9 protein-coding genes are annotated in these 11,790 nt (G+C 68.0%); 7 read left to right on the top strand and 2 right to left on the bottom strand.

Going from position 1 to position 11,790, the window contains the following annotated elements; translation table 11 throughout:
- The first annotated feature begins 135 nt into the window (after positions 1-135).
- Genes AC1DW9_RS32930 through AC1DW9_RS32960 form a run of 7 tightly spaced genes read left to right on the top strand, consistent with a single transcriptional unit; the run spans position 136 to position 7,799 of the window.
- Entirely contained in the window at positions 136-1,170 is a 1,035-nt protein-coding gene (locus AC1DW9_RS32930) for a substrate-binding domain-containing protein (protein ID WP_476775920.1), read from the top strand.
- A gap of 2 nt (positions 1,171-1,172) precedes the next feature.
- A complete protein-coding gene (locus AC1DW9_RS32935) occupies positions 1,173-2,672 on the top strand; it encodes a sugar ABC transporter ATP-binding protein (protein ID WP_476775919.1) in 1,500 nt (499 codons plus the stop codon).
- Positions 2,669-3,613: an ABC transporter permease gene (locus tag AC1DW9_RS32940; protein WP_441491060.1), complete on the top strand. Its 945-nt coding sequence runs from the start codon at positions 2,669-2,671 to the stop codon at positions 3,611-3,613. The genes AC1DW9_RS32935 and AC1DW9_RS32940 overlap by 4 nt, the downstream gene beginning before the upstream one ends.
- Positions 3,610-4,563, top strand: a complete 954-nt coding sequence (locus tag AC1DW9_RS32945; protein WP_441508217.1) for an ABC transporter permease — start codon at positions 3,610-3,612, stop codon at positions 4,561-4,563. The genes AC1DW9_RS32940 and AC1DW9_RS32945 overlap by 4 nt, the downstream gene beginning before the upstream one ends.
- Before the next feature lie 2 nt (positions 4,564-4,565).
- Complete coding sequence (locus AC1DW9_RS32950; protein ID WP_476775918.1) at positions 4,566-5,600, top strand: LacI family DNA-binding transcriptional regulator; 1,035 nt, start codon at positions 4,566-4,568, stop codon at positions 5,598-5,600.
- Positions 5,601-5,604: 4 nt separating this feature from the next.
- Positions 5,605-6,654 carry a sugar phosphate isomerase/epimerase family protein gene (locus AC1DW9_RS32955; protein ID WP_476769899.1) on the top strand — a complete coding sequence of 350 codons (1,050 nt, stop codon included), beginning with the start codon at positions 5,605-5,607 and terminating at the stop codon, positions 6,652-6,654.
- Positions 6,651-7,799, top strand: coding sequence for a Gfo/Idh/MocA family protein (locus AC1DW9_RS32960; RefSeq protein ID WP_476775917.1), 1,149 nt, complete (start codon positions 6,651-6,653; stop codon positions 7,797-7,799). The genes AC1DW9_RS32955 and AC1DW9_RS32960 overlap by 4 nt, the downstream gene beginning before the upstream one ends.
- A gap of 132 nt (positions 7,800-7,931) precedes the next feature.
- Here AC1DW9_RS32960 and AC1DW9_RS32965 read toward each other — a convergent pair whose 3' ends face one another.
- Positions 7,932-11,396 carry an autotransporter domain-containing protein gene (locus AC1DW9_RS32965; RefSeq protein ID WP_476775916.1) on the bottom strand — a complete coding sequence of 1,155 codons (3,465 nt, stop codon included), beginning with the start codon at positions 11,394-11,396 and terminating at the stop codon, positions 7,932-7,934.
- Between the two features lie 173 nt (positions 11,397-11,569).
- A partial coding sequence (locus tag AC1DW9_RS32970; protein WP_476775915.1) for a transposase domain-containing protein occupies positions 11,570-11,790 on the bottom strand: 221 nt, incomplete at its 5' end.

The following is an 11,790-nucleotide window of genomic DNA, read 5'->3' on the forward strand; positions in this document are numbered from 1 at the left end:
GCCGCCTCACGGCGCCGCTTTGATCCCAGGACGCCCATTAGGGGCGTCGGACCAGCCCTTTGGCGTATTGACGCTCGATGCAATCGATTACATCCTGCCCAAAGTCCCGATTAATACGGGACAAGGGAGGAAACGATGATCAACAGCATCACAACCCGCAGGGGACTTCTGACGGCTGCCGCAGTGCTCGCGATGAGCGGCGCGGCGAGCGCACAACAATCCTACAAGATCGGGCTGTCGAACGGATGGGTCGGCAGCGAATGGCGCACGCAGATGATCGAGGAGGCCCAGGCCGCGGCCGCGGCCTGGAAGGCGAAGGGCGTCAATGTCGAGGTCGTGGTCCAGAGCTCGACCGTGGATGTGCAAGGCCAGATCGGCCATGTCCGCAATTTCGTGAACCAGGGCGTCAACGCCATCATCATCAACCCGAACAGCCCGACGGCGTTCGACCCGGTCTTCGCCCAAGCCAAGGCGCGCAATATCCTCGTCGTGTCGACCGATGCCGAGGTCTCGTCCAAGGACGCGATCTATGTCGGCATCGACCAGAAGGACTGGGCGGTGAAATCGGCGGAGTGGCTCGCCAAGGCGCTCGGCGGCAAGGGCAATATCGTCACCATCAACGGCATCGCCGGCCACCCCGCCAATGAGATGCGGGTCGCGGGCTATCGGGAGGTCTTCGCCAAGCATCCCGACATCAAGGTGCTGAACCAGGCCAATGCCGACTGGGACCAGGCCAAGGGTCAGCAGGCGATGCAGAACCTGCTCGCGACCTATCCGGCGCTTAACGGCGTCTGGGTGCAGGACGGCATGGCGGATGGCGCCTGGCGCGCGATCGACGCTGTCGGCAAGAAGGACCAGACCGCTGCGACCGGCGAGATCCGCAAGGATTTCCTGACGCGCTGGTCCGAGCAGAAGCTGAACTCCGGCGCCTCGGTCAATCCGCCGGGCGTGATGGCCTCGGCGCTCAACGTCGCGGTGCTGCGCCTGATGGGTAAGGAGTTCAAGGATGGAGTGTTCAAGGGGCAGTATGGCAACGCCATCTACATCCCGATTCCGTTCGTCGACAATGCCAGCCTGCCGGCGGCTCTGAAGCAGGCCGAGGGCAAGCCGGGCTACTGGTCTGTCACTGCGGTCGTGACGCCCGACGAGGCCCAGCAGTACTTCAAATAGCCATGGCTCTCCTCGAGGCCCGGGGCGTCGGCAAGCGCTTTGGCGCCGTTGTTGCCCTTTCCGATGGGCGGCTCAGGGTCGAGGCGGGCGAAATCCACGCCCTTCTCGGCGCCAATGGCTGCGGCAAGAGCACCTTGTGCAAGACTGTGGCAGGCGCCGTCGCGCCTGACGCGGGAACCATTGCGATCGATGCCGAGCCGCGGCATTTCCGCGGCCCGCGTGATGCGGAGCGCGCCGGCATCGCCCTGTTCTACCAGGAGCTCAGCCTCATCCCGCAGCTCAGCGTCGAGGCCAATCTCGGCCTCGGCCATGAGCCGCGCACGCGGCTGGGCTTCGTCGACCGTCGGAGCTTGCGGGCGAGGGCGCGTGAACTGATCGCTCTCTTCGAGGGAGTCGCGGGACCGGACCTGACACCCGAGGCGCTGATTGCCGATCTGACGCCCGATCTGCGCCAGATCGTCGAGATCCTGAAGGTGCTTGCCCGCGAGCCGCGCCTCCTGATCCTGGATGAGGCGACGGCGGCACTCGACGGGCGGCAGGCCGAGCGACTCTTCGAAATCCTGCGCCGGCGCAAGGGCGAGGGGGTCTCGACCCTGATGATCTCGCACCGTCTCGACGAGGTCTTTGCCGTCGCCGACAGGATCACGGTGATGCGCGGCGGCGCGACGGTCGCCGAGCTCGCAACGGCTGAGACCGATCGTAATACCGTCGTGCGGCACATGGTTGGCGAGACAAAACTTCGCCCTGCTGCCGGACGGCGCCCGCCTGCGGCACAGGCAAAGGCAGGGCTGGTCGTGGCCCATGTCTCGAACCCGCGCCTGCGCGATGTCTCGCTCAGGGTGGCGCCGGGCGAGATCGTCGGTCTCGGCGGGCTGCAGGGACAGGGGCAGTCGGCCTTCCTGCAAGGGCTGTTCGGCGTCCTGCCGTTTTCCTCCGGTGCGGTCACGCTCGCGGGCGAGGCCTTCATGCCGGCCCGCCCGGCCGATGCGATCCGGCGCGGTCTCGCCTATGTCTCCGGCGACCGTGGGCGCGACGCGGCCCTGAGCGGCCGCTCGATCTTCGAAAACCTGATCGCTGCCGTCCTCGTCCGCGAGAAGCGGGCGCTCGTCCGGCGGAGCGTGCTCGTGCCGCGCGCCGCGCAGCATGCCGACAGCCTCAGGACCAAATATGCGAGCCTTTCCGCAGCGATCGGCACGCTGTCGGGCGGGAACCAGCAAAAGGTCTTCATCGCCCGTTGGCTGGCGACCGGGCCGCGCGTCCTCCTGCTCGACGATCCGACCAAGGGCATCGATCTCGCCGCCAAGGCCGATCTGCTGTCGATCATGCGGCAGCTCGCCGACGCGGGGGCGGGCATCCTGATCTACTCCTCCGAGGACGCCGAATTGCTGGAATGGTGCGATCGCGTCGCCGTCTTCAACGCCGGGCGGGTCGTGGCCGAACTCGCCGAGAACACGCTGGATCCCTTCCACCTGACGCGCGCCTCCTATGGAGAGGTGGCATGAGCGCGGCCCTGATCCGCAGCCGGCCCTGGATGCTGACGCTCGCCGCGCTGATCGTGCTCGTCCTGGTCAACACCGCCTTCCAGCCATCCTTCGTCCAGCCGGCGGTGCTGCAATCGAATCTCACGACTTTCCTGCCGCTGGCACTGGTCGCCATCGGCCAGACCTATGTCGTGCTCAGCGGCGATATCGATCTCTCGGTCGGCGCGATTGCCGCGCTCGTCAATGTGGTGACGGTCAGCGTCATCGCCGCGATCGGCGGCGAGGGGATGGCGGCCATCTTGGCCGGCATGCTGGCGGGGCTGACGACCGCGCTGCTCTGCGGGCTCGTCAATGGCCTGCTCGTCGCGCTGCTCCGGCTCCAGGCCATCGTCACCACCTTCGCGACCGGTATCGTCTTTGCAGGGGCGGCGCTCTTCGTGCTGCCGCAGGCCGGCTTGCCGGTGCCCGAGCGATTCTGGCGCAGCTATGGCGCGACGCTGCTCGGGCTGCCGGTCGTGCTCTGGATCCTGCTGGCGGGGCTCGCCTTTGCGCTCGTCTTCGCCCGCCGGCCCTTTGCCGCGCATCTGCTGGCCGTCGGTGGCAGCCGTGTCGGTGCCTTCCAGACCGGCCTCAGGCTGGAGCGCATCCGCATCGGCGCCTTTGCCCTGTCCGGCCTGTTTGCCGGTTTCGCGGCCCTGTGCCTGACCGGGGAGACGGCGAGCGGCGATCCGCTGCTCGGACAGAGCCTCGCGCTCTCGTCGATTTCGGCCGTCGTGCTCGGCGGCACGGCGCTCTCCGGCGGCTCGGGCAGCCCTGTCGGTTCGGTGCTGGGCGCGCTGGTGCTCGGCATGATCGGAAATGTCATCTTCTTCGCCGGTCTGCCCTTCGCCTGGCAGACCCTGGTCCAGGGCGTCATCGTGCTCGCCGCACTGGCCGGCGGCGTGCTGGTGACGCGGCGATGACGGTGCGGGCCCTTCTCACCAATCCGCTGGCGCTCGCCGCGGGGGCGATCGCGCTGCTGCTCGCCATCGGCGAAGCGCTGTCGCCGGGTTTTGCCCAAGGCGACCAGATCGTCCGCCTGACGACAGTGGCCGCGATCCTCGGCATCGTCGCTGCCGGTCAGAACCTCGTCATTCTCGGCGGGCGCGAAGGCATCGATCTGTCGGTCGGGCCGATGGTCTCGCTCGGCGCGGTCATTGCCGGCAATGTCATGGCCGGGCAGGACGCCGCCATCCTGCCGGCGGTGCTGGCCGCCTGCGGCGTGACCTTCGGCATCGGGCTGGTCAACGGGCTTGGCGTCACCCTGGTCCGGATTCCGCCGCTGGTCATGACGCTCGGCATGACCGCGATCATCCAGGGCGGCCTCGTCGTCTATTCGCAGGGCGTACCCTCCGGCAATGCCGCGCCAGCCCTGATGGCCTTCGTCAATCGCCCGTTGCTGTTCGGGCTGCCCGGCATCCTCCTGGTCTGGGCCGTCATCGCACTGGCGCTCGGCTTCGTTCTGCGCTGCACGGCCTTCGGGCTCGGCGTCTACGCAATCGGCGCCAATGAGCGCGCCGCCATGCTCGTCGGGCTGCCCGTCGCGCGCATCCGCTGCCTGCTCTACGGCTTCTCAGGCCTGTTCGCCGGCCTCGCGGGTGTCTGCGTCATCGGTTACACCGGCAGCTCCTTCATCAGCGTCGGCGATCAGTACGTCCTGTCCTCGATCATCGCGGTGGTCATCGGCGGCACATCGCTCGCAGGCGGCGCCGGGGGCTATCTCGGCACGGTGCTCGGGGCGCTGGCGCTCGTGCTGCTGCAGAGCGTGCTGACGACCTTGCAGCTTGAAACCTATGGCCGTCAGATGATCTTCGGCCTGACGCTCCTGGTGCTGATGCTGCTTTACGGCCGTCAGGCCAGGCTGCGGGTCTGATCATGAGCGTGCCCACGATCGCCACGGTCGCAGAACTCGCCGGCGTCTCGACGGCGACGGTCTCGCGGGCATTGCAGCGCCCCGACAAGGTCCAGCCGGAGACCCGTCGGCGCGTGCTCGAGGCCGTGGCGGCGACAGGTTTCGTGCCGAACTCCCAGGCGCGCAATCTCCGGAGCCGCGCGACCCGCACGGTCATCCTGCTGGTGCGCGACATCTCGAACCCGTTCTATCTCGAGATCTACAAAGGCGTCGAAGAGGCGGCCATGCGGGCCGGGTACAAGGTGCTGATGGGGGATGCGCGCGATGACGACGAGCGCATCACCCACTATGTCGACATGGTGCGCGCGCGCCACGCAGACGGGCTCATCCTGATGGTCGGTCGCTTCCCGGACGCCCTGAAGACGGAGCTGTCGCGGCTGCCGCCGATCGTGATCGCGCTCGAGACCTTTCCCGAGCTCGCGCTGCCAACCGTCTCGATCGACAACATCGCTGCGGCCCGGCAAGCCGTCGAGCACCTGCTCGGGCTCGGCCACCGCCGCATCGCCCATATCACCGGGCCGCTGCCGGAGCGGCTCGCGGTCGACCGGCTGGCCGGGTATCGGAGCGGCCTCGCCGCAGCGGGCATCGCGGCCGATGAGGCGCTGATCGTCGAGGGTGATTTCAGCCTGGACGCCGGCCGCCGGGCCGTGCGCCGTCTCAATGAGACCGGGACCGGTTTCACGGCGCTGTTTGCGGCCAGCGACCAGATGGCATTCGGTGCGATCAGCGAATTGCGCGCTTGCGGGCTTTCGGTCCCCACGGAGGTCTCGGTCGTCGGCTTCGACGATATCGTGCTCGCCGACGCCTTCATGCCGCCGCTGACCACGATCCACCAGCCGCGTTTCGATATCGGGCGACAGGCGATGGCGCGCATGATCGGTCTCCTCGGCGAGGAGCCGGCCGCCGCCAATCTGGTGATGGAGACACGCCTCGTCGTGCGCGGCTCCACCGCTCCTGTGCCACTCCGCTCGAACCCCAACCTGAGAACGAAGGAATGAGACGATGAAAGGTCCAGCCCTGTTCCTCGCGCAGTTCGTCGGCCCGACGGCGCCCTTCGACAGTCTCGATGGTCTTGCCGGCTGGGCGGCCGGGCATGGCTATGTCGGCGTCCAGATCCCGACCAACGATCCGGCGCTGTTCGATCTGGCGCAGGCGGCGCAGTCGAAATCCTATTGCGAGGACATCGTCGCCAGGCTCGATCGCCATGGCCTCCAGGTTACCGAGCTATCGACCCATCTCCAGGGCCAGCTGGTCGCCGTGCATCCGGCCTATGACCTGCTCTTCGACGGCTTTGCGCCGGCAGCTCTGCGCGGCAAGCCTGCCGAGCGGCAGACCTGGGCCGTGGACCAGCTGAAACTTGCCGCCCAGGCCTCGCGAAATCTCGGCCTCGCCACGCATGCCACCTTCTCCGGTGCCTTGGCCTGGCCCTATGTCTATCCATGGCCGCAGCGGCCGCAGGGCCTCATCGAGGAAGCATTTTCGGAACTGGGCCGACGCTGGACTCCGATCCTCGACGCCTTCGACGAGGCCGGCGTCGATCTCGCCTACGAGATCCATCCCGGCGAAGATCTCCATGATGGCATCAGCTTCGAGCGTTTTCTTGAATCGGTTGGTGAGCATCGACGCGCCACCATCCTCTACGATCCCTCGCATTTCCTGCTGCAGGCGCTCGACTATCTCGCCTTCATCGACATCTACCACGCGCGCATCCGGGCCTTCCACGTCAAGGATGCCGAGCTCAACCCGACCGGCCGTTCCGGCGTCTATGGCGGCTATCAGGGCTGGGTCGAGCGGCCCGGCCGTTTCCGTTCGCCGGGCGACGGGCATGTCGACTTCGCCGGTATCTTCTCGAGGCTGGCCCAGTACGATTATCGGGGCTGGGCGGTCGTCGAGTGGGAATGCGCCCTGAAGCACCCGGAACAGGGAGCAGCCGAAGGTGCTGCGTTCATCCGCAGCCATATGATCCGCAGGGCCGAACGGCCCTTCGACGATTTCGCTGCGAGCGGCGCCGACAGCGCGACCAACGGCAAACTCCTGGGGCTCACTCGATGAACGCGCGCATTCGGCTCGGCATGGTGGGAGGCGGCGAGGGCGCGTTCATCGGCGCAGTGCACCGCATGGCAGCGCGTCTCGACGGCGAATACGAGCTTCTCGCCGGGGCGCTTTCGGCCACGCCCGAAAAGGCCCTGCGCTCGGGCCTTGCGCTCGGTCTCGACCCGGCGCGGGTCTATGCCGATTTCGAAGCGATGGCGCGGGCCGAAGCGCGACGTCGCGACGGCATCGAAGCCGTGGCCATCGTCACGCCGAACCACATGCATGCTCCCGCCGCGCTCGCCTTCCTGAAGCGCGGCATCCATGTGATCTGCGACAAGCCGCTGGCGACGAGCCTGAAGCAGGCGCAAGGCCTGAAGGCGGCGACGGACCGTGCGGGCGTGGTCTTCGCGGTGACCTATAACTATTCCGGCTATGCCATGGTCCGCCATGCCCGGGCGATGGTCGCAGCCGGCGAGATCGGCCGCATCCGGGTCGTCCAGGTCGAGTACCCGCAGGAGTGGTTGACGGAGGCGCTCGAACAGACCGGCCAGAAACAGGCGGAATGGCGCACCGACCCGGCACGCTCCGGTGCCGGTGGGTCGATCGGCGATATCGGCACGCATGCCTTTCATCTGGCGGCCTTCGTCTCGGGGCTCGCTGTGACGGAGATCTCGGCCGAACTCACCAGCTTCGTGGCCGGCAGGCGTCTCGACGACAATGTCCAGGTCATGCTGCGCTACGAGAATGGCGCGCGCGGCAGCCTCTGGGCGAGCCAGGTCGCGCCGGGCAATGAGAACGGCCTGCGGCTGCGCATCTATGGCGACAAGGGCGGGCTCGAATGGGCGCAGGAACAGCCCGATCAGCTGAAATGGTCGCCCTTTGGCGAGGTGCAGCGCATCGTCACGCGCGGCTCCGGCGGCGCCAATGCGGCAGCGCAACGTGTCACCCGTATCCCCGCCGGGCACCCCGAAGGCTATCTCGAAGCCTTCGCCACGATCTACCGGGAGGCCGCCGCCGCCATCCGGGCGCGCCAGGCCGGACTACCTATCCCTGGCGACTCCACGTTTCCGACGCTGGAGGACGGGCTTCGGGGCATGGCTTTCATCGAGGCCGCGGTCGCCTCATCGAAGGCAAACGCGCGCTGGACGAAACTGAAGGGCTGAAGGAGCTGCCACCCTGCGAGCCGCGTGCGGCTGGATCAGGGGGAGATTCAAAGCTCCCCCGGGCGCTGGTCTGGGCGTTCGCTTCGGTGAGGTGCCTTGGCGGGAACAGCTCATTGCTGCAGTGGGTTGCTTTCAGAAGCTCACCCTGATCTGGGCCTGGCCGCCGAGGCGGTTGGTGGAGCCGGAGAGCTCGCCGTCGAGGCGGGCGCCGAGCGTGACGGAGGGGCTGAGCCTGAGGTCAAGCCCGGCGGCCAGCAGCGCGCTGTTGCGGGCGGGCCTGGCGCCCTCGACCGCGAAGCCTGAGCCGGTCAGGCCGGCGATCGAGGCGGAGAGACCGGCGTCACGCTGGTAGTAATGCGCCCAGCTCGCCCGGAGATAGCCGGCGACAGGCAGCCCATTCAGCCCGCTGGCATAGTCGAGCTGCAGGCCAAGCTCGCTGCGCGAGGTGATGTCGTTGCGCCGGGCGAGCGCCAGCGCGCCGGCATTGGCCCCGGCCCAGTTCGCCTCGGTCAGGGCCGGGCTGCGCGCCTGGATCGCCTGCAGCGCCGCCAGCGGCGAGAGTGTCAGGCCGTTCCAGTCCAGCACTGCAGCGCTCGCCTGCAGCCGGCCGCTCCAGGCGGTGGTGGCATAGGAGGAAGACAATGCGCTACCAAGCACCGGGATGCTGCGCTTGATCTCGTTCTCGAGCCGGCCATAACCGAAAGCGGCGGCAAGATTGACCGGCCCGAGCCGGGTCGTGCCGTAGAGGCCGGCCTGGAAGACATCGGCCTCGGCCTTGCCGAGACCGCCGGCAAGCGAGGACCGGGCGCTGCCGCCGGAGACCGCAAAACCCGCGACCGTGCCGGGCATGATCCTGAAATCGGCGCCGACGGCGAGATGCGCATCGTCGAGATCGCGCTTGGCCGAGCCGGTTCGGGCCGAGCCATCGCTGCGGCCGACCGAGCCGAAGGCCGCGCCCCAGACGGTATAGGCCGGGCTGTCGAGCCGCGCTGCCGGGGCCGGCAGATCAGCACCCTTGCGGACGAGGCCGGAGAAGGTGGCTTCGCCGGGAGCGGGTCCCGCGCTGCCACGGCCCGCCGCGAAGGGATCGAGCATGACGCGCAGGAACTGGTCGGCGGCCGAGACCGCCATGGCCGGTGCTGCGGTATGGGCCTCGCCCGAAAGCTGGTTCACTGCCCCGGGAATCGCTGCCGCCGGCAGGTTGTAGATGCCGAACAGCCCCGACGGATCGGCCCCGCCCGCCACCGCCCTGTCGATTCCGGCGGCCACGGAATAGGCGTTCAGTGAAGCCGTGACGCCGAGCGTCGTCATCGCCTTGGGCGTCAGTGTCAGGAGCACGTCATTTGCGGTGTAGCTTACCGCGCTGGAAACGCCGTCGCCGAAGGACGCGGTGACATCGGTCGTGCCGAATGTGCCGCTGCGGCCGCCGGCCGCCGAAAGCAGGATATAGGCACTGTTGAAGGTGTAGGGGCCACCCAGCGGCACGATCCGCAGCGTGCCGGCAAGCGTTGCCGAGCCGGTGACGTTGACCCGGTCGGAGACCGCGCCCTGCACTTCGGCAATGTAGGTCGAGCCGACGCCGAGCGTCAGGTTGCCGTTGACCGTGATCGTGCCGGGCGAATTGCCAGGCGCGAGCGTGCCGTAAACTGTGGTGCCGGGCACTTGGCCAGAGCCGCCGAGCGTAGCGCCCGCATTGACGGTCAAGCTGGAAGATGAGGCGATGGAGCCGTTCACCACCAGCGTTCCGACAGTCACGGATGTCGGGCCCGTATAAGTGCTGGTGCCCGAAATCGTCGTCGTACCCGCGAAGTTCTGCTTGAGGCTGCCCGCGCCGGAGATCGCCCCGGCAAAGACCGCTCCGGTGTTGTCCTCGGTCGTCAGGGTCTGGCCGCTGGCGATGATGACCTGCGCGCCGGTAACACCCGACAGGAAGCCGATCGTCTCGCTCTGTGCAACATCGAGGGTCGCGCCGCTGGCGATCTCGACACGCCCGGCGTCACTGATCGCCTGGCCGCCGGTGATGGTCAGGGTGCCAGCATTGATGAAGGTCGTTCCGGTATAGGTATTGGCGCCCGAAAGTGTGAGCGTGCCGCCGCCGGCCTTGACCAGGCTCCCGGCGGAGGAGCCGTTCGAGATGACGCCCTGCAGCGTCGTCGTCGCGCCGCTGGCCACGTCGATGCCGCCGGAACCGGTGATGCTGAACGTCCGCGCCGCCGCCAGCGTGGTGGTGGCCGTGACCGCCAGCGTGCCGCCGTTCGAGAGCACCAGGTCGTTGGCGGCGTTGCCAAGATTGTTGCTGGCTCCGATCGAGAGCGTGCCGCCGCTGATGGCGATATTGCCGGTGAAGTCGTTCGCGGCGGACAATACGAGGGTGCCCGCGCCGGTCTTGTTGAGCGCCGTGGAAACGCCGCCGCTAATCAGGCCAGTGCCGCCGATAGAGCTGCCATAGGTCACCGTCCCGCTCGAGACGCCGATATTCGCCGTCACGCCGCTGAGGTAGATCGCAGCGCCGCTGACGCTGCCGGCTGCGCCGGGCGACCCGCTGAAACTGCTCGGGCCCTGTCCGACGCCCTGAGTGCCACCAGTCCCCCCGGTGACCGAGACGCCCGAAATCGAGGAATCGAGGATGGTCAGCGAGCCGCCGGTGGCGACATAGATCGCGCCCCCGCGTGCCGCGCCGCCCGCGCCGCCGGAGCCGCCATCCGAGCCTGGGCCTTGCGAGCCGTTGTTGTTGGTAACGCCATCGCCGCCCTGTGCGCCATTGCCGCCATTCGCATTGCCTGCACCGCCATTGTTGTTCGGCGTATAGGCCGTGCTGCTGGTTGTGCCGGAGCCGCCGCCGCCGCCGCCGCCATCGCCGAATGATGCCCCCGCAGTGCCCGCGGTCCCTTGCATGCTGGCATGGCCGCCGGTGCCGCCGAGGCCGCCCGCGCCGCCGCCGCCGGTGGCGCCGCCATTATTGGCTGCGCCACCGGCGCCGCCATTGCCGCCATTGACTGGATCTGCCGCCGCGTTCTGTGCCACGCCGCCATTGCCGCCCGCACCGCCGGTCGCCGCATTGCCGCTGAAGCTGACTTCGGCGATCGTGACGATGGCGCCGCTGCCGACCAGAAGGCCTCCGCCCGCACCGAGGCCGCCGCCCCCGCCGCCGCCCGAGCCATACGCGACCCCGCCGCTGTAATAGCCGTTATACCCGTTCTCGCCTTTGCCGCCGCGCGCGGCGGTGTTGGTGATCGCGAGATTGGAGATGTTGACGGTCGGCGCATTGGCGCCATTGACCTGAATGCCTTGAAAGGCCGCCGCACCATCGATCGCCTGGTTGTTGCCGGTAATGTTCACCGTGACATTGGCGTTGCTCGCCTGCAGCTGGGCGAGCGAACTCGTCAGCGTAAAGCCATTGGTGATGTTGATCGTGGTCGTGGAGCCGGCGCCCGCCGCGGCCACGGCCGCCACGGCCGCGTTCCAGTCGCTCTGGTTCGCGACATCGATCGCCAATGCCGGCGTTGCCGCCAGGGCTCCGAGCATGGCGAGCGCCGATACGCTGGCCAACCAGGCCCGCCGTATGCCGGAATGGTGGTGTTCGCGGCCCGTAGACATGCCCGAGTTCGCGCTTACTGCAGGCGCCTGGCGCGCAGTCGATGCCCAGAAATTCATGCTGCGCCCCCCAAAGGCACCGTCCAACGCGATTCGTCCGCTGGCCCCGTCGTCACCGAGCAAAGGACCAAAAAACGAATGGTGAATAGTAAGCGTGGTCTGCGGACCGCGCTGCGTCAGGCGGCGATCTGCTTGGTTTCCGCCGTCCATTGCCACGGCATGAGCTCGCCGATGCGGCTATTGGGCCAGCCTTCAGCGATCTTGCGGGTGACGTCTGCGATGTAGGCGAAGGGCTCGACGCCGTTCATCTTGCAGGTCTCGATGATCGAGTAGATGGCGGCGGCCCGCTCGCCCCCGGCTTTTGATCCGGCGAAGAGCCAGTTGCGGCGCCCGATTG

It is taken from the genome of Allobosea sp. P4_E12 (genome assembly GCF_056401655.1).